Genomic DNA, 24,849 nt, shown 5'->3' with positions numbered 1-24,849 from the left:
CCTCCTAAATGATATTATTTTTCTTCAATTCTTCTAATCTCTCTTCATTGAACCCAAGAAGGCCAGTGTATACTTCATGATTGTGCTTGCCCATTTCTTCCGGGCCGGCATGCTTCACTTCCCCTGGTGTCCTGCTTAATTTTGGGACAATGCCAGGCATCGGGAATTCTCCCAGCTGCGGATGATCTACTTTAATAATCATGTCGCGTTCCTTATAATGCGGATCTTCCAGAATATCTTTGGCCGTATAAATGAGCCCTGATGGAACGCCCTTATCTTCAAGAATTTTAAGAGCTTCTTTAGCGGGGAGAGTCTTTGTCCATTCTTCAATCATGGAGTCAAGAAGCTTCATGTTTTCTCCTCTTGCATGGTGGGTCGCGAATCTTGTGTCATCTGCCAATTCCGGCTGCTCCATGGCCTCGCATAACCTGCGGAACACTCCATCTGCATTGGCTCCTATAACGATGTAAGTTTTGTCCTGCGTGAAGTAAATGTTAGAGGGAGCTACACCTGGCAGGATATTGCCCATCCTCTCCCTTATGTATCCCGCTAAGAGGTAATCCGGAATAATGCTTTCCATCACTGAGAATACAGATTCATAGAGGGCCGTATCGACAACCTGTCCCTTTCCGGAACGCTCCCTCTCGTGTAATGCAACCAGACAGCCAATTGTCGCAAAAAGTGCAGCCAGCGTATCACCCATTGATACACCAATTCTTGATGGCGGCCTGTCAGGGAAACCGGTTACATTTCTGAGCCCGCCCATTGCTTCACCGACGCTGCCAAATCCTGCTCGATGCTTATAGGGTCCTGTCTGTCCATAGCCCGAAGTCCGTACCATGATTAATTTAGGGTTGATTTCGGAAAGTGTTTCATAGGATAGATTCCATTTTTCCATTGTCCCCGGGCGGAAATTCTCAATGACAACATCGGCTTCTTTAATAAGCTCCCTTAAAACCTGCTGTCCTTCTTCCTCCCTGAGATTTAACGAAATCGATTTTTTATTCCGCGATTGAATAGGCCACCAAAGCCCTATCCCATCTTTTGATTTTCCCCAATTTCGCATGGGATCTGATTTACCCGGAGGCTCGACTTTAATAATTTCAGCACCGAAGTCACCTAGAAGCCGTCCGGAGAATGGTCCTGCTAAAAGCGTGCCCAGCTCGATGACTCTGATATCTTCCAGTGGAAGCTGTTTTTCTGACATGGATTTCCCTCCCTGATATTTCTTGAATGTACTGTTAAATTTTAATTTTCTTAATCTTGTATACAAATTTAATTGTTTGTATACAATAAGTCAATGTAAATTTTATTATTTTTCTGAAATTTCATTAAAAACCTTTATATAATCATGTTTTGTAATAAATATTCAGAATATTTGTTGTAATAATACTTCTGTTTGTATACAATACAATTGAGGTGTTGATATGGATGCATACGAATTTATTAGAGATGCCATTATTGAAGGGAAATTTGTCCCTGGCATGCGGCTTGCTGAGGAATCATTGGCTAAAGAGATGAATCTTAGCCGCACTCCTATTAGAGAGGCTATTAAGCAGCTTGAAGCAGAAGGCCTCGTCATTCCATTAAAGCGCGGTGTCAGCGTAAGGCATTTTACAAAAGATGATATCCGGCAAATCTATGACCTGCGCACTCTTCTGGAAGGGTACGCTGCCAGTCAGGCTGCGATACACCGGACAGAAAATGACCTGCTGGAAATGGAAAGAGCTAATATTTTATATGAAGAAGCCATTAGCCGATATGTGGAATCTGATATGGACAGCCTGAAAGATATTGTTCAGGTAAACCAGAAATTTCATGAAACGATAGTGGCTGCTTCAAAAAATGAGCATATACATTTCCACATTTCAAAGGTTGTCGTGGTTCCAATCGTATTCCGATCCTTCTATTGGTATAACAGCTTTCAGCTCAAACAATCCCTAGAGGTACATAAAACCATTTTGGAAGCAATCAAAAATCGGGAACCCGAGCGTGCCCGCATTGCCATGCATGAGCATATTTATCAAGGCCGTGATCATGTTTTGAAGCACCTGGAACAAATTAAAAACATTCATCTGCTGAAGGAGGAAGTAAAATGATTGAAATCTGTGAAGTTGGTCCGCGCGATGGATTGCAAAATGAGTGCAAAATTGTTCCAACGGAAACAAAAGTTGATTTGATTACAAGATTAATTGATTCCGGCATCGGCAATATAGAAGCTGTTTCTTTTGTCAATCCGAAGGTTGTTCCTCCCATGGCTGATGCAGAAGAAGTTTTGAAATCGCTTCCTAAAAGAAATGGCGTCCGGTTCGGCGGTCTGGTGTTAAGCCGCTCTGGTCTTGAACGCGCACTTAAGACCGATGTGGATTTTCTTCATGTTGTAACAACAACAAGTGATTCATTCAATTTACGGAATGCGAAAAGGACTGTTGAGCAGGCTGTTGGTGAGCTCTCTTTAGTGATCAAGGAAGGGGCTGCATCCGGAAAAGGTGTGGCTGGGGTATTAGGAACTGCATTTGGCTGCCCTTTTGAAGGTGAAGTTCCTTTAGAAAATGTGCTGAAAGCGGCGGAGAGGTTTTTGGAAGCAGGCTGTACGGAAATCACTCTGGCTGATACAACAGGCATGGCAAATCCCATTCAGGTTCAAAAGGCAGCAGATTCGTTTTTCGCTGCGTTTGGAAGAAATCTTTCGCTTGGCCTTCACTTCCACAATACGCGCGGGTTGGGACTGGCAAATGTACTGGCGGGATATCAGGCTGGTGTCCGCCGCTTTGATTCCTCCATTGCCGGACTTGGCGGATGTCCCTTTGCACCGAAAGCAGTCGGAAATGTTTGTACAGAAGATATGATCAATATGTTCCACGGAATGGGTGTGGATACGGGGACAGATCTTTCTTCTGTCCTGGAAACAGCAAATTGGATGGAAACAGTAATGGAACGGCCGCTGGATGGGATGTTAATGAAGGCGGGAATAGCTTAACTGCGGGAAAAGCCATCTGGGGGATGGCTTTTTTTGTGCTGTAGCGGCCGTAAATGGTCGTCGCAGAAATTTATTTGCTGGTTTTACTGATTTGTTTGCTAGTTTGGTGTTTTTATTTGCAGATTTTTATATTTATTTGCAAGTTTAATGTATTTATTTGCAAGTTTAATGTATTTATTTGCAAAGTTCACAATTAGTATCAAGGTTTTATATAATACCTATTCTTCTTTTCACCACCTTGCTAAGATTCATCTGGCCAAGTAATCTTGAGGCAGAAAAAACAGATGCTAAATAGGTAAACCTGCGAAATTCAGCATTTGTAATAGATGGTTTAATCAGATAAAAATAATCCACTATTGTTTGTTGATGTGCCGAGTCGGAAGCAGTTTTACATACCTCTGGCATGCACCTTAATAATGCTTGAAGCTGCATTATAATATCTGGTACCCTTCTTTCTTCTTCTTCGATCAAATAAATCATCTCCTTTATACAATAAAAAAAGAGTCTAGGTTTTGACCTAAACTCTATAATTTAAATCTGCTGATCAACCCTTTCAAATCCTCCGCCATGCCCGTAAGCTGGTCAGCAGAGAGTGATATTTCCTCCATTGATGCAGCTTGCTCCTCCGTTGAAGCCAGTACACTTTGTGTAGCTATGGCTGATTCATTTGCCACATGGGTTATCTCGTCCATGGATTGAACCATTTGCTGAGAACCGACAGACATTTGCTGAATGGCTGCTGCGACTTCCCCCATTTGATCCGTCACCGTGCTGACAGACTGCTGGATTTGTTTGAATGAATCGCCTGCATCCTTCATGACTTCCATTCCTTCTGTTACTTCATGATTAACCGTATCCATTGTCTGGACAACCTGATGGGTTTCTTCCTGGATTTTTGATATCAGCTGGCTGATTTGCAGGGTGGATTCAGCCGATTTTTCAGCGAGATTTCTAACCTCGTTTGCTACAACGGCAAAGCCTTTTCCCTGTTCTCCTGCGCGGGCGGCTTCAATAGCAGCATTTAAAGCCAGAAGATTTGTTTGAGCGGCAATGCCTGTAATCACTTCGATGATCTTTCCGATTTCCTGTGAACGCTGGCCAAGGCCTTTTACCACCTTGGATAGATCCTGTACATTTACATGAATGGAGTTCATCTGGCATCCTGCTGTTGAAATGGATGCAGATCCATGATTTGCTTTTTCAAGTGAATCGTTGATCTGCTCTGTAACCTGTTCTGAGTTTGCCGCGACCTGTGTCAGGCTTTCGGACATCTGCATAATGACATTGGAGGCAGTTCCAACTCCCTTGACCTGATCATCGGCACCTGCTGCTACTTCTTCAATGACCTCAGCTATATGGCTTGTTGCTATATTGGTCTGCTGGGCACCTGATGATAGCTGCTGGGCATATTGCGTGACTTCGTTCGAAGCCAAGACCACTTTGTTCAGCACTTCCTGCCAGGCAGATGCAGTGTGATTAAGTGCAGAAGCAATCGATCCCAGTTGTCCAACTGATTTTTCGTCAAGTCTTGTGGACATATTTCCATCTGCAAGGTCATCGATAAACCTATTGATTTTGCTGATGGGTGCAATAAACTTGCGGTAGTTCATAAACGCGGATAATATCCCTGCAAGCGAACCAAGGATCACCATAAAAGCAATGGTGAACCAAAACGCACTGCCATCCAAACCATTACCAACACATACAGAAACGCCAATGACTAATACAGCTGGGATAATGACGATTAAAGTGCGGAGCATGTAGCTAAGTTGACTCATGAAACTTACCCCTTTTTCTATCTTTTATTATTATAAAAAAATGATTTACAAGTTCCTCCTCAAATAACTTCTTTTACCACCAGACAATTTGATTATAGTGGATGATAGGAAAATATATCAATATATTTCGAAGGATTATTTTTAAAATAATTGAAATAGTTCGTCACTTTTTCGCAAATTGAAATGCCAGCCTCCCAAGAAGCTGGCATTTTAATCAAATCTATTCAGCTGCAGCAGTCCTTCTCTCTTTTTTAGCCATGGAAAGAACGGCAGTGCCAAGTGCAATAATAATAAAAACACTTCCTGCTGCTGCATTATATTCTACTGAGGTTGTCTCGATCATAATGCCGCCGATCATGCTGCCGAATGCCATTCCCATGTGAACTGCTGAGTTGTTCAATGTTTGCTGGATATCAGAAGTTTCCGGTGTTACTTCTATTAAATAGCTGTGTATGGCCGGTGTGATCGCCCAGCTGAGCATACTCCAGATGACTACCATAATCAGAAAAACGGGCAACGAGAAAGCGGCGAACGGCAACGAGAAAAGGGTAATCCCAAACATAGCCAGCAGAGTCAAAATGACAGACTTTGCACCAAAACGGTCGGCCAGGAGACCGCCGATGCCCCCGCCGATAACGGCAGCAATTCCGAAAATCAGGTAAACAATGCTGACCCAGTTGCCGTCAAGCCCCATTTTCATCTTCAGGAATGGAGTAAGGTAACCGTAAAAAGTTAAATGGCCAGTCATTAAAAGAAACGATGTTATCTGTGTTAGAGCGATTTTGCGGCTTTTCAGGGTTTTAAGCTGGACGCCTATTGGAACGGCGGGCTTTGGAGCAACTTTACCCATAAAGAAATGAACGCCTGCCATTGATATGACTGTCAGAGCAGATATGAGTACAAATGGAGCACGCCAGCCAAATACATTTCCAAGCATCAATCCAATGGGCACACCCAGCACAAGGGATGCACTGATTCCCATAAAGACAATTCCGATGGCACGTGCACGATATTCTTCTGTGACGATGTAGGAAGCCATTGTCATGCATAATGCGATAAGCAGTGAGCCGCTTGCTGCCGCTAAAATCCGGCCAACTAATAATACACTGTAAAACGGGCTAAATACGGCTACAATATTTCCTGCCAAAAAAACAGCTAATGATATCATCATTAAACGGCTGCGTTCCATTTTCACCGTTATCGTGAGCAGGACAGGCGCAGCAATGGCAAAGGCGAGCGAAAATACTGTAATTAACAGACCCGCCTGACCCAAACTGACTCCCAGATCTGAAGCTACAAGATCAAGCAGCCCGCCTATAATCAGTTCCACCATTCCAACAACAAACGATATGATTGCTAATAAATAGATGCGTTTATCCAAGCTGAACTTCCTCTCTAGTATTCAAGCTGTTCTCTTAAATTTTAATAAAATAACATCTTAACATACCCAATAGCTTTAGCTCAAAGGATAGAATAATCTAAAAATAATAATGGCTATTTTGTAAATATAATTTCTTTTTTGGGATAAAATATAACTACCTTACTAAAACAACTTCCATAAATTTCATGTTTGCATATAACGATTAAATAGGAATGTAAATAACAAATAATGTAAAGGAGTTGATTCATTTGTTGGACAATCAAGCAAAGAAAGAGCGCAGTTTATCCCCTATACCATCACCTGTTATGGACGAAATACAGCCTGCCGGTACAACTCCTGCTGACACAACTGCCATAAATAACATTGAACCTGAATTTGATCTTACTGGAACAGTTTTAAATGACTACAACTAAGTGACAATCCCTGCGGGTCTTTCGCGGGGATTTTTTTAATCTTAAAATTATATTTTTGTACTTCGATAACTGTCTGGCTCGAGCGCCTGGGCAGACGTTGCCACTGACGTGGCGTTCTTAGTCTGTGTTCCCTGCTTCCGCTTTCTTTTGGCAAGTTTGTCCGATTCTCAGCATATGCATGTAGTATTCCTTGTGTTTCACTTGGAAAATAACCAAATGGAGCAGGATTAATGATTTATTTGTTAGTGGTTATTTTCATTATTGTTCTTGTTATGCCTTTTCTTTCTGAGTTTGTGGAAAAAAATCTGGAGATGTTTTTATTTGTGATGGGGCTTTCAGCTGCAATGGCAAGCGGGGTACTGAATAGCGGGCTGTTTGTTAAAGCAGCACAGGAACCTGTAAAAATTACTCTTGCTGTCTTTATTGCAGGACTCCTGTTTAAATGGTTTCAGGCAAATTTGGAAAGAAGCATACTTTCAGTAAGCCGGATTATGCCTTTTCGTTTATTTGCAGCTTTGACTGTCATTTTTCTTGGGTTAATATCAAGTATTATTACAGCTATTATCGCTGCGTTAGTTCTTGTATTAATCGTCAGTGCCCTTCGCCTGGACAGAAACTCAGAAATCAGGCTGACTGTACTCGCCTGTTTTTCAATTGGACTTGGCGCAGCATTGACGCCGATTGGCGAACCGCTTTCCACCATTGCAATCAGTAAAATGAAAGAAGATTTTTTCTTTTTGATGGAATTGGTTGGACCGCAAATCACCATTGCCCTCCTATTTTTCGGAATTATGGCGGCACTGGCTGTTAAGCCTCCTGTTTCAGGGAAAGCGTCCTTTACTAAAAAGCCTGCCAGTGAAAACTATGAAGAAATCTTTGTCAGGGCTTTGAAAATATATTTCTTTGTGATGGGCCTGACGATGCTTGGGGCCGGTTTTGAACCGTTAATCAACCACTTTTTAATAGGGTTAAATCCGCTTTTATTATATTGGATCAATATGATTTCTGCTGTATTGGACAATGCAACACTTGCAGCTGCTGAAATTAGCCCCTCAATGGACCATTTTACGGTTCAATCCATCCTCCTTGGACTGCTGATCAGCGGAGGAATGCTTATTCCAGGCAATATTCCCAATATTATTGCTGCTGGTAAACTGCAGATTACGAGTAAAGAGTGGGCAGTATTCGGGGTTCCGTTTGGGTTAATCACGATGATTGGTTATTTTGTGTTTATTTTGGTCATGGGAAATTGAAAGGGGACTGGCGGCCCTTTTCAATTTCCCTTCATAATTGTTTACATAATATTATTATCGTATATCAAGTATTATTTTTCCGGTGCTCATCCGGCTTTCGATCAGCTTATGGGCTTCAGCTGCTTCTGCCAAAGGAAACCTGTGCCCTATTCTAATGTGCAGTTTCTGTTCTTTTAAATACTGCATGACTTTTTGAGCTGTTTCCCTGAGTGATTCCGGACGCTTCTTTCTTGTTGTGCCGAGACTGTAGCCCAAGGCAGAACGGCAGCTCTTATGCAGGTCATTCGTATTTATAATCCCTTGTTTGCCGCTCGAATTGCCGAATTGGACAAGCCGGCCATAGTCAGCCAGACAGCCGAAACTTTTCTGCGTTATGCTGCCGGCAAGAGAATCCAGGATAATATCCGCACCTTTTCCACCGGTTAAGTCCATTACCTTTTCGGCAAAATCATTCTGTTCGTATACAATGACATGATCAGAACCTGCTTCCACAGCAGCAGGTACTTTCGTTTCACTGCCAACAGTTCCAATAATTAGTCCTGCTCCTAATATCTTTGCCATTTGGATTGCAGTAGTGCCTACCCCGCCTGCTCCTGAATGAACCAGAACGGTTTCACCATTTTGGATTCCTGCAATATCTGCAAGCAATTTATAAGATAAAAATGAAACAGTCAGTGATGCTGCAGCTATATCCAACTCTACTTCATCCGGCACTGCAAATGTCAGGTTTTCATCGGCTGCAGCATACTCACTATAAGATCCTTCTGAAGGGAACGCTGCAACCCGATCACCAATTTTAAAATTTGTAATTTCACTCCCAATTTCCACTACTACTCCTGCTGCATCGAGACCGGGAATAAACGGAAATAAGCCAGTACCTCCCTGCCCGATCCTTGCTTTCACATCCGCAAAATTAACGCTTGCTTTTTCCACCTTTATCAATACTTGATCCTGCTTTACTTTTGGAATTTCCATTTCTGTGTAAGTCAATACGTCCGGATTACCGTATTGTGTTACTGTAATTGCTTTCATTTGATTGGCCTCCATTTATGTAATCCTTTTACCTATTCGATATTTGGTGCGAATAAGCCTCTTTTTGCTATGGATGACAACTCGAATTAAAGCTATAAAAAAGAAGCCGCATACCGCAGCCTCTCGTTATAAATACCTATTCATTTTCATGCTGGCAGCTATGTTCCTCGCTGTTCTTTCCATATAAATGGCTGCCTTCTCCAAAGCTTCCGGAAGGGTAACAATGCCTGGGACAATGCTGAATAATGCATCGATTCCGTGTTCATGCACAATATTGCTGTCGTCTGATAAAGAACCTGCAAGACCGATAACCGGTATCCCATGTTTCTTTGCTGCTCTGGCCACACCAATTGGGGTTTTTCCATATATAGTTTGGCTGTCAATTTTTCCTTCTCCAGTAATGACAAGGTCTGCATTCTTAACCTCATTTTCAAAGTCTACGGCATGAAGGACGATTTCGATCCCTTTTTCTAAGTCTGCATTTAATAGGGCAAGCAGACTTCCGCCTATTCCTCCGGCAGCACCTGCCCCCTCAATATGGCGGAACGGTTTGCCGAGGGTATTTTCGACCACATCTGCGAAATGCCCTAAATTCTGATCCAGAAGCTCAACCATCTCAGGTGTCGCTCCTTTTTGAGGGCCAAAGATCGCGGAGGCACCTCTTGGACCGGTCAAAGGGTTATCAACGTCACAGGCCACTTCGAAATGGACATCTCGAAGCCTTGAATCAAGACCTGACATATCTATTGCTGCCAGCTGTGCAAGCGGCCCTCCGCCTGGTCCAATTTCACTGCCAGTTTTGTCAAGAAGTTTACCGCCTAAGGCTTGAATCATTCCAGCTCCTGCATCATTTGTAGCACTTCCGCCAATTCCAATAATAATGTGCTGAACGCCTAATTCCATTGCGGCTGCGATTAACTCTCCTGTTCCCCTGGTTGATGTAATGAAGGGGTTCCGTTTTTCTGAAGGAACCAAATGCAAGCCTGATGCAGCTGCCATTTCAATGACTGCTGTCTTTCCATTCCCCATTAATCCAAAGAATGCCTGAACAGGCTCCCCGAGCGGTCCTGTAACAGTCCGCTCTTTGATCGAACCTTCCGTTGCATCCACCAGTGATTGGACCGTTCCCTCTCCGCCGTCAGCCATCGGCATTTTTTTGTACTCTGCTTCGGGAAAAATACATTTAAAACCTTTTTCAATGGCATTCGCAGCCTCAAGTGCCGATAAACTTTCCTTAAATGAATCCGGGGCAATCACGATTTTCAAATTTGATCCTCTCCCTTTCTATTAGCCAAAAAGCTTAAAGACTCCAAAAATAAGTGTAGAGATGACTGCAAGAGTTAATCCGATAAGCGATTCATATGGCATCAGCTTCAAGCGCTCTTTAATATCCATATTGACACTTCCTGCCGTTGCGTGGAAAAAGCTTCCGTGAGGCAAATGATCCAGTACGGTTGCTCCCGCATGGATCATGGCAGCGCCTGCAAGAGCTGATACTCCTAATCCTAAAATTGTACTGCCAAACACACCGCTTGCCACTGCTGTACCTGCAGTAGTAGATGCCGTAGCAGCAGACATAAAAATACCAGAGACAGGCGCCAGCAGATAGGCTGGAAGACCTGAAGAGGTTAATCCATTAATGATCACATCTTTTAAGCTTGAGTTTGCTATGATCCCAGCCAGGGTTCCTGTTCCAAGAAGCATAATGGCAACGCCTGACATCTTGTTTAAACCGGAAATAGCATACTCATTGATTTTCCTTGTCTTCTTCATCGCAATCGCCCCGATAATTCCCCCGGCTGGAAGTGCCACCATCGGATCAATATTAATATCAAATAATGGGCGAAGCGCCAATAATATAATGGTAACCAGCGGCGCAATCATGGCTGTAATAAATAGTGGAAGCTTTGTATGGCTGTTCACTTCCACATCATCATTTGAAATAGCAGAACCCTTATTTACAAGTTTCTTTGCCATGAAATAGGTAACAGCAAGTCCGAATATGGCCGGGATGATTCCAGCAGCCATAACTGAAGTAAGCGGAACACCGAATGCGTCTGATGCTGCAATGGCATTTGGATTGGGTGACATGATGTTCCCTGCTTTCCCTCCGCCAATCATCGCCAGCAAAATGGCTGTTTTGGAAAGCTTTGCCCGTTTCGCGATAGCTAAGGCAATGGGTGATACGGTAATGACTGCCACATCAACAAATACACCGACCGTTGTCAGGATCATTGTTGCCACCGCTAAGGCTAGAAGCGCTCGGGTTTCTCCCAGCTTTTTTACTATTGTTTCGGCAATCGAGGAAGCCGCACCAGATTCAATCAGCACACCTGCCAAAATACCGGCAGCCAGGATTCTGAGCACCGCCGGTATGATGCCTTTTGCTCCTTCCATCATTAAATTAACAGTGCTTGCAATATCTGCTCCTCCGACTAAGCCGCCTATTAAAGCACCTGCAACCATTCCATAAGCAGGCGGAACTTTTTTCAAGATTAATAGTATGGCAATGACTAAGGCTGTTATTGCTCCTAAAGCGCTTACAGTTACATCCACATTTAGCCCTCCCCTGATGATTTGCTTATGAATCTATTGTAAGCGTTTGCCTTTTCTATTACATCGTGAATGATGATGAAAAAAACGAATAGATCTCTCTATTAATTGTGCATTTGCACAATTACTGTAGGTCGTTTACTAATTTTGCCACATAAAGTTCGAATAGCATCTTCACATTACGCGGGTCTTTTCCAGTAAGTTCTGTTATCTTATCCAGACGGTATCTCAGGGTATTGCGATGGATAAATAAGTGATCCGCTATTTTGCCAAGATCTCCTCCTTCTCTTATAAAAACATCAAGCGTATGTGCCAGTTCCCCTTTTTTATCCTGGACAAGGAGCCGGTCATAGTATGAAAATGTATGTTCCTCCTTTTTGGAGAGCATGGATAGCTTAATTTCCAGCCAGTATTCTTCATAACTGTAATAATCGGCGTCACGATTAATCTTTGGGCCAAGGACAGTCAGCTGCTGCGCATGCCGGTAGGAGGACTTCAAGCCGCTTATGTTCTCCGATTTGCTGCCACTAGCAACTGCTGCTTTCCTCTTTGAAAGGCCTGCAATCCTCGTTAAAGCAGCGGTTTGTTCTGAGGTCTCCCCTGCTTTTAATATGACAATTTCATTATTGAACGTAACCCCTGTTAAATCCTGTTTTCCCAATTCAAAATGAATGTCATTTATCAGCTTTTGATTCATGGTTCCAAGGTCTTCGTGCAGCTTGAGCACAATCACGGTTCTCGGGATTTTCAGGTCATACCCCAGGAAGCCGGCTCTCTCTTCTAACCACGCTTCATTTAAGGGTTCTTCTGAAATAAGGAGGTTCACTATCTCACTTTGGAGGCGCTGCTTCCATTGTACTCTCTCCAGCAGAAATGATTGCTCCAAAACCAGTTCTGCTGCCATTTTAACAAGCTCTGCGAAATTCCGGATTTGCTCAGGTTCCCCCGTTATGCCGACTACACCAATAATTTGATTATGAAAACGGATGGGCAGATTGATTCCAGGCCTGGCCCCTTTAAGCTCGGCGGCACTTCTTTCATCAATCTCCACACTTTCCCCTTTTTTCAGGACCAGCAGAGCTCCATCATGAACCTGATTGATCCTTTCCTTTTCACCTGAACCGATAATAACGCCTTCTTCGTTCATAACATTTATGTTTTTGCTCAGGATTTTCATAGTCCGCTCCACTATTCCCTGTGCGAGTTCATGGGATAAAAAATGCACATTCCCCGCCGCCTTCCTGTATTGTTACTATCAATGTACCATAGTGGATTTGCACAATAAACAAAAAAAAACCGTGTGTGAGGACACGGTTGAGAAGTTGATTATTTTAATGAGGACAGAAATGCCCATTTACTTTCCCGCTCTTCCTCAGACAGGCGATAGCGGTCATCCAGCAATTCGGCGAGAAGCTCATTTTTCTCAGCTGAGTGGATAGAAAGTTTTTTAATATGTTCACGGCATTTTGCCAGAAATTCTGAATATCCCGTCCAGCTTTCATCAAATTGTTCATCCAGCTGCTTTTTTATCATCCGGGTCAGCTTGGGGCTTGCGCCATTCGAGGTGACAGCGATTTGAAGCGCTCCGCGCCTGACAGCTGCCGGAAAGATGACATTTCCGTCTCCTGCTTCATCGACAACACAGACAAGCTGACATGAATCCAGTGACCTCGCCAGCTGCTGGTTGGTTTCACGGATATTTGTGGCCAGAATCGATAAAAAAGCATCTTTAAAATCCTCAGGCTTCGCTTCCCGCTGAATGAGCTCATACCCTCTTTGATGGGCAAGACGAATGATATCGTCTGTAAAATCAGGAGCAACAAAAGTGATATGGGCCCGTTCTCCATCAAGGGTTTTCGCTTTTCGAGAGGCAATTCTGCCGCCCCCTGCAATAACGATCTTCTTGTTGGTCAAATTAATGAATAACGGCTGCATTCACATACACCTCTCCATTCGCTTTTTCTGCGACTAGATTCTGGATGGCCACATGTCTTCCTAGTGTATCAGTAAGGTTCACAGAGAATCCTGCTTTGACTTTCTTATTGACCTCTCTTACTACCTCACTTAATAAAAGCCCCGAGAATAATAGATAGGGTATGACGATGACCCTCCCGCTGTCCTCATTGCAAATGGAATCAAGTCCATCCTTGAAGGTCGGCGAAGCAGCTGCCAAATAGCAGACTTGCACATTCCTTACACCAAGCCGGCGGCTGATTCCCCTTTTGATTGAGTCAAAGGATTTAAGAATAGAAGGGTCACTGCTTCCTCTTCCCACAATTAAAATCGAATCATCAGAACGGATTGGCTGTCCGTCATCTGCCGCAAGCTCTGCGATTGCGTCAAGAATGCTGTCCCGGACGCCAAATGGATCTGCCATCCTTACAGTTATGGCCGGGTATTTTTTTATTAAAGGGGCAAGCTCTTCAGGGATATCCTGCTTAATGTGACCCGCTGCCAGCAAAAATAGAGGCATAATCATAATTTCTGCTGCTCCTTCTTGGACGCAGTATTCAAATCCAGCCTCAATGTCCGGCTCTGTTAATTCAAGGAAACAAAGCTTTTGTATAGGAGCGTCTACCTTTTTCATGACACTCCCGATAAAAAGATTTGCTTCAGCAGCGCCTTTTTTAGAACGTGTGCCATGGCCGATATATAGGACAGCTTTCATTTGGCGGCTCCTTTCCTTGATGGACTTTCTTATTCTGCTTAATCGTAAACTATCCATGCACCACAGGCAGATGAGGCGCAATTTCCTCTTCGAACCAGTTAATTTTGTGATGCATTTTTACAACTTCCCCAATGACAATCATGCTTGGATTGGTGATATTTGATTCTTTCACTTTGTTCTCAATATTAGCAAGCGTGCCCGTAACTGTCCGCTGTTCAGATAGAGTTCCCCAGTGTACGAGTGCGATTGGTGTTTGAGCGGATTTTCCGTTATGAATGAGATTTTTCACAATATTAGGCAAGTGGGAAACACCCATATACACACAAATCGTGTCTACTGCATGCGCCAGGTGGGCCCACTGGTGTTCGGCTTCTTCGTTTCCGGCCTGATGTCCAGTGACAAAAGCGAAACTTTTGCTTAAGGTACGGTGTGTTACAGGAATCCCCGCATAAGCAGATGCCGCGATTCCTGCAGTGACTCCAGGCACAATTTCAAATGGCACATCATTATTGGCACACTCTTCTGCCTCTTCCCCGCCCCTGCCGAATACAAATGGATCCCCGCCTTTTAGACGGCAAACCATCAAACCTTTTTTTGCATATTTCACAAGAAGATGATTGATGGTTTCCTGCTTCATGACGTGGTGATTGGGAAGCTTGCCGCAATACACAAGCTGTGCTTCCTTTTTTGCATAATTTAACAGTTCCCGATTCACGAGACGATCATATAGAACGACATCCGCCTCCTCCAGGCAGCGCATTCCCTTTAGAGTCATAAGTTCAGGATCTCCCGGACCGGCACCCACTAAAAAAACTTTTCCCGTCATTCTCATGACCGCCCTTTCTGTAATGTCTTTTAATATATGCATTTTAACGCTTTTCCTAAGCTAATAATCTAATTGTTTTCTATAATACCATTTTTCAGGGTGAAATAGTAGGAATTATTTTTTCAGAAAAGGAGTCTCCTAATTAGAAAGAGACTCCCGGTTTTTTATAGGATATTCTTTTCACGCAAATGTGATAATATCTGCCCGACTGCTTCTTCTACTGTGTACTGGTCGGATCGGACCGTAATTTCAGGCTGTTCAGGAGCTTCATAGGGGGAATCGATTCCTGTAAAATCCTTAATTTCCCCGCGCCGGGCTTTGGCATATAATTGCTTTGGATCACGCCGTTCACATTCTTCGAGCGGACAGTCGATGAAGACTTCAATAAATTCTCCTTCTTCAAACAGCGCCCTAACCGTTTCCCTGTCCGACCGGAATGGAGAGATAAAGGCAGTTGTGACAATCTTGCCGCTGTCCACAAACAGCTTCGCTACTTCCCCAATGCGCCTGATATTTTCATTTCTGTCGGCTTCTGAAAAGCCAAGATCTTTATTTAAGCCGTGTCTGACATTGTCGCCGTCCAGTACATATTCATTGATGCCCTGGCGAAACAGTTCGTGGGATACTGCATTAGCAATCGTTGATTTGCCTGAGCCTGAAAGGCCGGTGAACCAAAGGACCACACTTCCGTGGCCGTTCTGTGCCCGTCTGTCTTCCTTCGTAATCGCAGCGTCATGCCAGGTGATGTTTGTTGCCTTAGTCATTATAACCGCCCCTTATACCGTTTCTTTTTCTCTCATGCCTTCAATTAATACTTCGACTACCTCTTTTCGGCTGAAGGTGGAAGGCGGCAGCTCCCCGTTCCGAAGCATTTCCCTTACCTTTGTGCCGGAAAGAATGACGCGGTCTTCTTTGCTGTGAGGGCAGGTTTTATCAGATGCCATGCCCTCGCACTTATTGCAGTAGAAGCTATGCTCAAAGAACAGCGGTTTAATGCCAAGCTCTTCTTCTGTAAAATGGCTGAAAATATGCTGCGCATCGTATGTGCCATAATAATTGCCGACACCGGCATGGTCTCTTCCGACGATGAAGTGTGTGCAGCCGAAGTTTTTCCTTGCAATAGCATGGAAGATTGCTTCACGCGGCCCCGCATATCTCATGGCTGCGGGATAGACAGCCAGCTGGGTGCGCTCTTTTGGATAGTAATTTTCCAGAAGAACCCGGTAGCTCTTAAGACGGACATCAGCAGGGATATCATCTGATTTTGTTTCACCCACTAGCGGGTTCAAAAACAGTCCATCCACCGTTTCCAAAGCTGCTTTTTGGATGTATTCATGTGCCCGGTGTACAGGATTCCTTGTCTGGAAGCCAACTACTGTTTTCCAGCCTTTTTCTTCAAACAGTGCCCTTGTTTCTTTAGGCTCAAACCATACATCCTCTGCTACGCCTTTACCAGGTTTTTTAATCAGCGTAACCTCGCCGGCAACATAAACCGGACCGCGTTCAAAAAGCCTTTTCACTCCTGGGTGTGCCAGCTCTTCCGTCTTATAGACTTCACTTGCTTCCTTGCTTAAGTCAGGCTCATACCATTCTGATACAGTGATGACTCCATACACTTCACCTTCGTTAACCAGCTTAAACTTTTCACCGGCTGCAAGCTCTTTAGCTTTTTCCGCTGATACCGGCAGTGTGACCGGAATGGACCAAATGGTTCCGTCTGCTAATCTCATTTTTTCAACAACAGATTCATAGTCTGCTTTTCCAAGGAAACCTGTAAGAGGACTGAATAAGCCAACACCTATTAGTTCCAGATCACTCAGGGCGATGGCATCTATTAAAATTTCTTTTTCAATTCCTGTCAGGTCATAATTTGGATTATAGCTTTGAATTAATTTTCCTCCATGAGGTTTCGGCAGAGCCATTTTTCATCAACCTTTCTTTTTCAGATTTACTTTTTTCCAGTTATCGGCCTTGCAGCAGCCGGTGCCTGGTTCATTAAGAATTTCACTCCAAATACGGAGATTAGCACACCGGCCATGGCAATCACCGGATATACATTTTGTTCAATGAGCAGCTGGATAAGCGTATAGGATAGGACCATCGATAATACTGGTGAAACCACCCAAACGACTAATAGCTGAACAACGATGTCCTTCTTGAAGACTGATCGTCCCTGCTTTACAAATCCGATTCCGATGATGGAGGAAGTAGTGATTTGCGTTAAAGGGACAGGGATTCCAAAAACGGAGGCAATCGTAACAATTCCTGCTCCTGTTCCTGAAATGACACACCCTTCTTCAAGACGGATTTTTGTAATCTTTTTGCCATTCGTTTCGAGTACTTTTTTCCCCAGTAAAATGGCTCCTAAAGCGACAAACAGGCCGCCCCAGAAGATCCCGCTTCCTGTGCTCATAATACCTGCACCAACAAGCGGGCCGACTGCATTGGCAACATTGTTCATGCCTGCCGAGAATGCTTCAAACACGCCCATAAAAATGACGAGTATGGCTAAAATCGGAGTTGCCTTAGGCTTTTTAATCAGGTTCTGTATAAAGTTTCTCTTTAAAAAAGCGGCTGCCGCTATGGCAATTAAAAAAGCGGCAAATGGAGTAAGCAGCCAGAACATGACGATCCAGGCAAGCTTTCCGGCAAATACGGATTGGTAGACGATTCCGGCACCAACAACAGAACCGACAGTCACCTCACTGGTGGACAGCGGGATGCCGAAAACATTTGCCAGAAACAGCGATAATGCGGCTGATGCAATCACAATCAGCGCGATGGCAACTGTGAAGGTCTCTTTAGGGACAATACCGCTTCCCATTGTCTTTACCACTTCTCCTCCGCCCAGCCATGCTCCGAAGAAAACGGCCAATCCGCAAAGAACAAGAGCTAACATGCGGTTTTTTAGGACGCCTGAACCATACGCGATCCCCATGGATGCTGCTGCTCCGCTTGCCCCGATATTCATGGCGAAAAATAAACCGAGTGTGACCGCTATAATCGTTAGCATGGTATCATCCTCCCTCTAGCTGGTGTGCAGGCCACATTCCGTTTTTCCCGTCCCGGACCATCGTCCGGCACGGGAATCGCCATTTTCATCGACTGCCTGTGTACAGGGAAAACAGCCGATGCTTGGGTATCCCTTGTCATGCAGGTTGTTGTACGGCAGGTCTTTTTCCCTGATATAGGCCCAAACTTCATCCCATGTCCAGTGAATCAGCGGGCAGATTTTGATATTCTTGAATTTTTCGTCCTTATTAAGGAATTGAGTATTTGCTCTTGTCGGGGATTGGTCCCGCCGCAGCCCTGATATCCATGCCTGTCTGGGTGTCAGAGCCTCTCTTAATGGGATCACCTTGCGGATCTCACAGCATGAATTGGGTTCCCTTTTCCAAAGGGCCGAACCGTATTCTGCTGCTTGCTGGTCCAGTGTCTGCTTAGGTTCTTTCCGCTCGATCCGCAAATTTGGAAACCGTGCCTCGATTTTATCTATCAATTCATAGGTTTCAAGAAAGTGAAGCCCGGTGTCCAAAAAGACAATATGGGCATCAGGTTTTATTTCCTGGATTAAGTCTATCAGCACAATGGCTTCTGCCCCGAAACTTGATGCATAGACAATCTTGTCTTCGGAATAATTTTCGTATGCCCATTCCAATACTTTGCGGGCGCCTTTTAATTTATCATCAATTGGGAATCCATTAGAGATCTGATTCCAATTTTCATATGTCACTGCAGTGCTCATCTTGCAGTACTCCTTTCACTTTCTTGAAAATTTTTTCTCAACCAAAAAAGGCAGTCTTTCCGCCTGAAAAAATCCTTCAGGAGGAAAAACCGCCTCTAGTTTGTCTAGTCAGCGCGCTTATTTGGTTGAAGACGAACCTTTTCGTTCTTCTCAAGTTGTATGACTTTGCCATCCTGGACGACCAATGTGATCGATCCGAATTTAATGCTCCCGAGCATCTGCTTTAAGTGTGCAGATAACTCTTCCCAGTCAGCCTGTTTCAGTGAGGCTCGCCTCCTTTTTTTAGTCTTTGAACGTATAAGTTTTTTAGTTTATTTTTTGTGATGTTGAGATTAATCCTACCATACCCATAGGAATTGTCAACAACTTATTTAAATAAAATTATAAAAATCTGATAAATGGGCTTTTCTTCACTGAAAACTGTTACCTTACTCGTTTTTTTGGTAAAGTACCAGGTCTTTTATATAACTATTCACGTTGAATTACTCTATTGGTCTTTGAGAATATTCATTTTGTAATTGGCGATTTTGCTGGATCTTTTGGTTTTTGTTAGTGCTGTGGTTTTATCCGGGGATTGATGCAGCTTCTTTTTCCTTTTGCTGAAGATGTGGTGTCTATCCTGGGGATTGAAGCAGCATTTTTAAGATTTGATAAAGATACCTTAGATTGAAGCTGCTTGTTGCTGGATTGTCCAGAGATATGACATCCATCTCTTTGACACGTAGGCTTTTCAGCATAAAAAACACCCCCGGCAATCGCCGAGGATGCATCACTTTTACTCATCAGCTTCTTCGTTTTGTCTTGTTGTCTGTTCAGGCAAAGTATCCCAGAAGCTTGTGTCAGCAGTATTGATTGAACCATCTGCTATCGCTTTTACTGTCGCATCGAGTGTCGTGATTGTCTGCTTGATGAGATAACCGTTGCTCTTTTGTCCAAGGGCATAAGGCTCATAGTTGTGGTCAGACATTCCGCGCATTTCAAAAAGAAGGGTAGAAATGTCGTAACGGACAGCAGCGCCGTTTCGGCCAATGTTTTCACCTGTTCCGCCGACATATTTTCCAATATGGCCCCAGCCTGTATGGTGAAGTGCATTAAACACAACTGAACCAAGCTTTTTGGACTTTTCAAGAACCTCTGGCTTTACATTGCCGTTCGTTGGATAAAGAATGGATCCCGATACGAGCTTTCCTTCTGTTTCACTTAAGGTACCCTGATGATGAAGATCAATCATGTAATCGATTTTGTATTGTTGGAACACGTTTTCATGGAGAGCACGTGCCTCCGGCTCCATTTCGCTTGTATTTTTATCATGTTCCCGATTCAAATCCACACGATTGGCATTATAGCGGGTTAAATGGCGATCGCCATCAGCAAGATAATCGTCAAGTGAGAAGTTCACATCTCCCATTGCTCCATCCGCGTTCAGCATAGGTATCACAAGAATATTGACATCTTTAAGGACCCCGCTTGTCTTGCCGGTGCCCAGGTGCTTAATAAACTCCAACGCTCCTTCAGTTGTCAGCTGCTCATTCCCGTGCTGCTGAGTCAGGAAAAGAATCGTCGGATTTTCAGGATTGGATATGTATTTTGCCATGTAAATATCACGGCCCTTTACTGTCTGGCCGATTACTTCAAGCTGCATGGCCTCCTGCTTGGCATCCTGTGTCTTCAAATATTCTGTTAAACTATCATATGTATGCAGAATGGAAGTCTGAATGGATCCATTTCCTGTGCCCGGCCCATTTCCAACGGCACCAGCAGGCATCCCCACTGCTGTAACTGCACCAAAAGCCATTAAACCTGATAGTGATACAGAAAGAACTTTTTTCTTCAACGTCATAAAATTCTTACCCCCAAATTAATAGTTATCTTTCACTATTAATTCTAGTGAACTAATTGAAGAGTGATAATAGAGTATGATGCCTATTCTTTTGACAAATTTCGCAAACCGAAATAAGTATAAAGAAAGGAGTTTACTAACAATTTATTGTGTAAAATTAATCCAAAATTACCAGATGAAAAACCTTGTTACATAAATTCCCTTTTTCGGGTGTAAAAAGAACCAAAAAGGACCGAACATAAAATGTCCGATCCTTCGTTTTATTTCCGATCTGCCGGATAGACTACACCAATTTGCCTTCGGGCTTCTTCAATGATCTCCATTGTTATCATCGAGTTAGCGTGGGAGTTGATATCAGATTCAGTCTTTCCAGCCTGAACCAAACGGATGAATTCTTTGGCTTCGTAATACATGGAATCACTTAATTGGTCCTGAGTGAGGTCCTCCCTCTCCCCGTTCCGATAATGCAATTCAACTTTTTCAGGTGCACTTATTCTATCTATAATGATATTTCCCTCTTCCCCTTGAATTTCTGCAGGCAGACTGGAATCGGTTATTTTACTGTACATGATGACCGCATCCATGCCAGGGTATTTTAGGACCATGCTTCCTTCCCCATCGACTCCGGATTCCAGCATATAGCCTGCTGCTTTTATTTCCTCAGGTTTACCGAATAAAGCCACAAGGGGATAAACACAGTAAATCCCTATATCCATTAGTGAACCATTTGAAAAATCAGGATTAAATGCATTCAGCACGGTTCCCTGCCTGTATGCATCGTAACGGGAAGAATATTGGCAATAGCTTGCAAAATATCTGCGCACCTGTCCGATTTTATGAAGGTTTTCTTTTACAGCCAAAAAATTAGGCATAAAGGAAGACTTAAGGGCTTCCATTAAAAGAACATTGTTTTCCCTGGCCGCAGCTATCATAGATGCAAGTTCCTTTGTATTTGAAGCAATCGGCTTTTCACATAAAACATGAATATTATTTTTCATAAATAGGATGGACTGCTCGGCATGCAGAGAATTCGGACTGGCAATATAGACTGCGTCGATTTCCCCGCTTGAGGCCATCGACTTTAAATCAGTAAAAGTCCTCTCCACACCATATTTGCCTGCAAATTCTTTTGCTTTTTCTTCTGTTCGTGAATAAACAGCTGTCAGCTGAAAATCTTCAGCCTGAAGTGCCGCTTTTAAAAATCTTTCTGTAATCCAATTAGTGCCTACTATACCGAAACGAACCAATTCCATTCCTCCATTTTTCATGTATAAGATATCTTCATATAATGAAGGACAATTTGCTAAAAATCAACCGTTTGCCATTTTGAGAGGCAACTAGTTTTCATCGGTATCCAGCTCCGGTAAACTGAGATGCGGCTTTTACCCGTACCCACGGACGCCCATTTTCCCACTCTACTGTTATTGGTACACGGAATGTTTCTTCGAGAAGCGAATCCGTCAATGTTTCTCTTTTTTTGCCTTGTGAAATGACGTTTCCTCCCTTCAGCAGCATGGCATGGGTTATGGAAGGTACAATTTCCTCAATATGATGGGTAACATAAATGATCGTGGGACCATCAAGCTGAGCAGCCATTTTTTCAATCGACCGAAGCAATTCTTCCTGCGAATAGATATCAAGCCCATTGCATGGTTCATCGAGAATAAGCAGCTTTGGTGAAGCCATTAAGGCTCTTGCAATCATCGCTTTTCGCTTTTCACCCTGTGAGAGCGATGTGAGAGTTTGATCCTGTACATGGCTAATATTGAACTGATGCATTAAGTCCTTTGCTTTATCCAGGTCCCGCTGTGTTATCTCCTGATACAGACCTATCGAGGCAAATCTTCCGCTCAAAACAATTTCAAGGGCAGTTTCTGATGGACGGAATTGAAATTTTTCGTCCAGTGACGTGCTTACCCACCCGATGGATTTTCTAAGCTCTGGTATATTCGTCTTGCCATAAAGATTTCCTAATACTGAAACTTGCCCGCCATTAGGCCAAAGATAGCCGGTAATCATCTGCAGAATTGTTGTTTTCCCTGATCCATTCAAGCCTAATAGGGCCCAATGTTCTCCTTTTCTGACATTCCATGAAACGCTGTTCAGTATCTGCTTTCCGTTTCTTTTCCAGCTTATTTCATCAAGAGAAATAACACTGCTGCAATTGTCTTGACTCATTTTTATCCTCCTTCTATCCTTTTCCAACTGACCATAACCTTAAACTAAATAGAGCTGAAGACAGTAAAGACTTCCATAACACCTGAAGGAAATCCTTTGTCTCAGCTCATGCTTTTAAAAATTACTTCGTTTTTGCATCAATCACCCCGGAAGCAATACCAGCCCGGCGAAACTTCACAGCGTTTTTTTGATAAAATTCCGCCCCTGCAAGGATACGCTCCTGCAGCTCCTCCTTAACCGGCTTTAACGCTCTTGCGGGAACGCCGGCTGCAAGGATGTTTTCCTCAATCACTTTATTTTCACCGACAACTGCTCCAGCAGCTATGACGGCACCTTTCTTAATGATGGCACCGTTAAGGATAATCGCTCCCATGCCGATCAGGGCACCATCTTCAATGGTGCATCCATGAATCACACAATTATGGCCGATAGTGACATTCCTCCCAATGCTGACAGGGTAACCTTCATCCACATGAATCATCGTACCCTCCTGTACATTGGTTCCACTTCCAATACTAATGGAATCATTGTCCCCGCGCAGCACAGAATTGAACCAAATGGATACATCAGCCTCCAGCTTTACATTTCCGATGATATAGGTGTTAGGCGCCAAATAGACAGTTTCATGAACGTCTGGCTTCAGTCCTTCAAAATCAAAGATCATTTCCGGAACACCTCCTTCTTAAGAAGCAACAGTTTGATCTGTACCGCTTGTATTGTTTTTACGCTTCTTCATCCACTTATTAATGAATGGATACAATATACTGATGATCGATAGGACAATGAAGGTTAAGGCAATCGGCCTTGTGAAGAAGATGGAAATATCATTGTTGGACATCTGCATGGCCCTTCTGAACTGGTCTTCAGCAATGGGACCAAGCACAACGCCAAGCACGATGGGCGCCAGCGGAAATTTGGCGTTTTCCAGATAGTAGCCGATAATTCCAAATACCAGCATCATAGCCACATCAAAAATCGAATTCCTTACTGCGAATGTGCCAACAATACAAAAGAGAACGATGAGTGGTCCAATGATCGTGTATGGCACTTGCAAAATTTTAGAGAATACCGAAATAAACGGCTTGGCAATGACTAAAATCAGCAAGTTGGCAACAAGAAGCCCCATCAGGATGGTATAAATGAGCGAACCCTGAGTTGAAAACATTAAGGGACCCGGCTGGATTCCATGCAGAATAAAGGCACCGAGCAAAATAGCGGTTGTCGCGCTGCCCGGAATTCCCAGGGAAAGCAAAGGAACCATGGCCCCCATTGCTGCCGCATTGTTAGCAGACTCTGGAGCAGCTACCCCTTCCGGAATTCCAGTTCCAAATTCTTTTGATCTTTTTGACCACCTGGCAGCTTCACTGTAGCTGAGCATGGCTGCAGTTGTTGCACCTATGCCGGGAAGGATTCCAATAAACACACCTAATAAGGACGAACGTCCAATGACGCCGGAAATACGTTTCATAACATTCCAGTTTGGAAGTTCAGAGCTCACTTTTTGTTTGGTATTCACCTTGTGGACTTGCTGGACTCTTCTCAGCACTTCTGAAATGGCGAATAATCCAATCAGAACAGGGATGAAGTCAATACCCGACATTAACTGGCCTGATCCAAATGTAAATCTTGGCACACCTGTCATTGTATCAATGCCAATAGTCGCAATAAACAAACCGAAAGAGACACCAATAAATCCTTTAACCAGATTGCCTGCACTTAAGGAAGCTACTACCGTCAGACCCATTAGTGCCAATGCAAAATACTCCGGGGACGAAAATCTTAGAGCAAAAGAGGCGAGCAGAGGCGTCAGAAAGATTAAAACCAGAGTTCCAAACACACCCCCTGTTGCGGAACTGAAGATGGAAATGCCAAGGGCTTTTCCCCCTTCACCCTTTTTTGCCATGGGATAACCGTCGAAAACGGTTGCTACCGCTTCCGGAGTGCCTGGGGTTCTAAACAGAATCGCGCTTATGGACCCTGAAAAAACAGATGTGGCATAAATGGAGGTCAGCAGCAAAAAGGCTGCAGCCGGATCCATTGCATAACTGACAGGAAGAAGAATAATGACCAGCATGGTTCCGCTTATACCAGGGATTCCTCCGCCTATAAACCCAAGCAGGACGCCGACCATAAGAATGAAAAAATGAAAAGGCTGAAAAAGATTGCCAAAACCGCCTATAAGTCCTTCTATCATTCCGTTCA

26 protein-coding genes and 1 pseudogene are annotated in these 24,849 nt (G+C 43.7%); 4 read left to right on the top strand and 23 right to left on the bottom strand.

The window, feature by feature from the left end; translation table 11 throughout:
• Nucleotides 1-4 precede the first annotated feature (4 nt).
• Nucleotides 5-1,207, bottom strand: coding sequence for a CaiB/BaiF CoA transferase family protein (locus tag JI665_RS11815; protein WP_206839572.1), 1,203 nt, complete (start codon nucleotides 1,205-1,207; stop codon nucleotides 5-7).
• A gap of 220 nt (nucleotides 1,208-1,427) precedes the next feature.
• Here JI665_RS11815 and JI665_RS11810 point away from each other — a divergent pair, with 220 nt between their 5' ends.
• Together JI665_RS11810 and JI665_RS11805 are read left to right on the top strand one after the other, a co-directional pair.
• A complete protein-coding gene (locus tag JI665_RS11810; RefSeq protein ID WP_009334426.1) occupies nucleotides 1,428-2,099 on the top strand; it encodes a GntR family transcriptional regulator in 672 nt (223 codons plus the stop codon).
• Entirely contained in the window at nucleotides 2,096-2,980 is an 885-nt protein-coding gene (locus tag JI665_RS11805) for a hydroxymethylglutaryl-CoA lyase (protein ID WP_206839571.1), read from the top strand. The genes JI665_RS11810 and JI665_RS11805 overlap by 4 nt, the downstream gene beginning before the upstream one ends.
• Nucleotides 2,981-3,187: 207 nt before the next feature.
• Here JI665_RS11805 and JI665_RS11800 read toward each other — a convergent pair whose 3' ends face one another.
• The 4 genes and pseudogenes from JI665_RS11800 to JI665_RS11790 form a co-directional block, all read right to left on the bottom strand.
• A complete protein-coding gene (locus tag JI665_RS11800; RefSeq protein WP_244671157.1) occupies nucleotides 3,188-3,451 on the bottom strand; it encodes a hypothetical protein in 264 nt (87 codons plus the stop codon).
• A 53-nt stretch (nucleotides 3,452-3,504) separates the two neighbouring features.
• Nucleotides 3,505-4,419 (bottom strand): methyl-accepting chemotaxis protein, encoded by a 915-nt coding sequence (locus JI665_RS11795; RefSeq protein ID WP_414635271.1) that lies wholly within the window; start codon nucleotides 4,417-4,419, stop codon nucleotides 3,505-3,507.
• A gap of 39 nt (nucleotides 4,420-4,458) precedes the next feature.
• Nucleotides 4,459-4,590 (bottom strand): annotated as a pseudogene (locus tag JI665_RS29200) (methyl-accepting chemotaxis protein); the annotation flags it as partial.
• Nucleotides 4,591-4,978: 388 nt separating this feature from the next.
• The gene (locus JI665_RS11790) at nucleotides 4,979-6,139 is read right to left on the bottom strand and encodes an MFS transporter (RefSeq protein WP_206839569.1); all 1,161 of its coding nucleotides are present in this window, start codon (nucleotides 6,137-6,139) and stop codon (nucleotides 4,979-4,981) included.
• Nucleotides 6,140-6,387: 248 nt separating this feature from the next.
• Between JI665_RS11790 and JI665_RS11785 the strand changes: the two genes are divergently transcribed.
• Complete coding sequence (locus JI665_RS11785) at nucleotides 6,388-6,552, top strand: hypothetical protein (protein ID WP_206839568.1); 165 nt, start codon at nucleotides 6,388-6,390, stop codon at nucleotides 6,550-6,552.
• 230 nt (nucleotides 6,553-6,782) lie between these two features.
• Entirely contained in the window at nucleotides 6,783-7,805 is a 1,023-nt protein-coding gene (locus JI665_RS11780) for a DUF1646 family protein (RefSeq protein ID WP_206839567.1), read from the top strand.
• A 54-nt stretch (nucleotides 7,806-7,859) separates the two neighbouring features.
• On the opposite strand, the gene JI665_RS11775 is transcribed toward JI665_RS11780, so the two are convergent.
• The 18 genes from JI665_RS11775 to JI665_RS11695 form a co-directional block, all read right to left on the bottom strand.
• A complete protein-coding gene (locus tag JI665_RS11775) occupies nucleotides 7,860-8,837 on the bottom strand; it encodes a quinone oxidoreductase family protein (protein ID WP_206839566.1) in 978 nt (325 codons plus the stop codon).
• Between the two features lie 126 nt (nucleotides 8,838-8,963).
• Nucleotides 8,964-10,103 carry a glycerate kinase gene (locus JI665_RS11770; RefSeq protein ID WP_206839564.1) on the bottom strand — a complete coding sequence of 380 codons (1,140 nt, stop codon included), beginning with the start codon at nucleotides 10,101-10,103 and terminating at the stop codon, nucleotides 8,964-8,966.
• Between the two features lie 21 nt (nucleotides 10,104-10,124).
• Nucleotides 10,125-11,393, bottom strand: a complete 1,269-nt coding sequence (locus JI665_RS11765; RefSeq protein WP_206839563.1) for a GntP family permease — start codon at nucleotides 11,391-11,393, stop codon at nucleotides 10,125-10,127.
• A gap of 121 nt (nucleotides 11,394-11,514) precedes the next feature.
• Complete coding sequence (locus JI665_RS11760) at nucleotides 11,515-12,615, bottom strand: CdaR family transcriptional regulator (RefSeq protein WP_206839562.1); 1,101 nt, start codon at nucleotides 12,613-12,615, stop codon at nucleotides 11,515-11,517.
• Nucleotides 12,616-12,716: 101 nt separating this feature from the next.
• Nucleotides 12,717-13,325, bottom strand: coding sequence for an NAD(P)-dependent oxidoreductase (locus JI665_RS11755; protein WP_206839560.1), 609 nt, complete (start codon nucleotides 13,323-13,325; stop codon nucleotides 12,717-12,719).
• Nucleotides 13,306-14,115 (bottom strand): sirohydrochlorin chelatase, encoded by an 810-nt coding sequence (locus JI665_RS11750; protein ID WP_206839559.1) that lies wholly within the window; start codon nucleotides 14,113-14,115, stop codon nucleotides 13,306-13,308. The genes JI665_RS11755 and JI665_RS11750 overlap by 20 nt, the downstream gene beginning before the upstream one ends.
• Complete coding sequence (gene cobA, locus JI665_RS11745; protein ID WP_206839558.1) at nucleotides 14,108-14,884, bottom strand: uroporphyrinogen-III C-methyltransferase; 777 nt, start codon at nucleotides 14,882-14,884, stop codon at nucleotides 14,108-14,110. The genes JI665_RS11750 and cobA overlap by 8 nt, the downstream gene beginning before the upstream one ends.
• A 164-nt stretch (nucleotides 14,885-15,048) precedes the next feature.
• Nucleotides 15,049-15,648: an adenylyl-sulfate kinase gene (gene cysC, locus JI665_RS11740; protein WP_206839557.1), complete on the bottom strand. Its 600-nt coding sequence runs from the start codon at nucleotides 15,646-15,648 to the stop codon at nucleotides 15,049-15,051.
• Nucleotides 15,649-15,660: 12 nt separating this feature from the next.
• A complete protein-coding gene (gene sat / locus JI665_RS11735; protein ID WP_206839556.1) occupies nucleotides 15,661-16,806 on the bottom strand; it encodes a sulfate adenylyltransferase in 1,146 nt (381 codons plus the stop codon).
• A gap of 26 nt (nucleotides 16,807-16,832) precedes the next feature.
• Nucleotides 16,833-17,897, bottom strand: coding sequence for an inorganic phosphate transporter (locus JI665_RS11730; protein WP_206839555.1), 1,065 nt, complete (start codon nucleotides 17,895-17,897; stop codon nucleotides 16,833-16,835).
• A gap of 15 nt (nucleotides 17,898-17,912) precedes the next feature.
• Nucleotides 17,913-18,629: a phosphoadenylyl-sulfate reductase gene (locus JI665_RS11725; protein ID WP_206839554.1), complete on the bottom strand. Its 717-nt coding sequence runs from the start codon at nucleotides 18,627-18,629 to the stop codon at nucleotides 17,913-17,915.
• Between the two features lie 104 nt (nucleotides 18,630-18,733).
• The gene (locus JI665_RS11720; RefSeq protein WP_113881057.1) at nucleotides 18,734-18,892 is read right to left on the bottom strand and encodes a YezD family protein; all 159 of its coding nucleotides are present in this window, start codon (nucleotides 18,890-18,892) and stop codon (nucleotides 18,734-18,736) included.
• A gap of 351 nt (nucleotides 18,893-19,243) precedes the next feature.
• Nucleotides 19,244-19,366, bottom strand: coding sequence for a hypothetical protein (locus tag JI665_RS28945; RefSeq protein WP_280516084.1), 123 nt, complete (start codon nucleotides 19,364-19,366; stop codon nucleotides 19,244-19,246).
• A gap of 38 nt (nucleotides 19,367-19,404) precedes the next feature.
• Nucleotides 19,405-20,469, bottom strand: a complete 1,065-nt coding sequence (locus JI665_RS11715; RefSeq protein WP_206839552.1) for a M14 family zinc carboxypeptidase — start codon at nucleotides 20,467-20,469, stop codon at nucleotides 19,405-19,407.
• Nucleotides 20,470-20,729: 260 nt separating this feature from the next.
• A complete protein-coding gene (locus JI665_RS11710) occupies nucleotides 20,730-21,716 on the bottom strand; it encodes a Gfo/Idh/MocA family protein (protein WP_206839551.1) in 987 nt (328 codons plus the stop codon).
• A gap of 97 nt (nucleotides 21,717-21,813) precedes the next feature.
• Nucleotides 21,814-22,647 (bottom strand): ABC transporter ATP-binding protein, encoded by an 834-nt coding sequence (locus tag JI665_RS11705; protein ID WP_206839549.1) that lies wholly within the window; start codon nucleotides 22,645-22,647, stop codon nucleotides 21,814-21,816.
• Nucleotides 22,648-22,768: 121 nt separating this feature from the next.
• Complete coding sequence (locus JI665_RS11700) at nucleotides 22,769-23,311, bottom strand: gamma carbonic anhydrase family protein (protein ID WP_206839547.1); 543 nt, start codon at nucleotides 23,309-23,311, stop codon at nucleotides 22,769-22,771.
• A gap of 18 nt (nucleotides 23,312-23,329) precedes the next feature.
• On the bottom strand, nucleotides 23,330-24,841 hold the full coding sequence (locus JI665_RS11695) for a tripartite tricarboxylate transporter permease (RefSeq protein WP_206839545.1): 1,512 nt from the start codon (nucleotides 24,839-24,841) through the stop codon (nucleotides 23,330-23,332).
• Nucleotides 24,842-24,849: the final 8 nt, after the last annotated feature.

It is taken from the genome of Bacillus sp. NTK034, assembly GCF_017303275.1.
Taxonomy (GTDB): domain Bacteria; phylum Bacillota; class Bacilli; order Bacillales; family Cytobacillaceae; genus Cytobacillus.
This window is presented reverse-complemented; position numbering and strand designations above follow the sequence as displayed.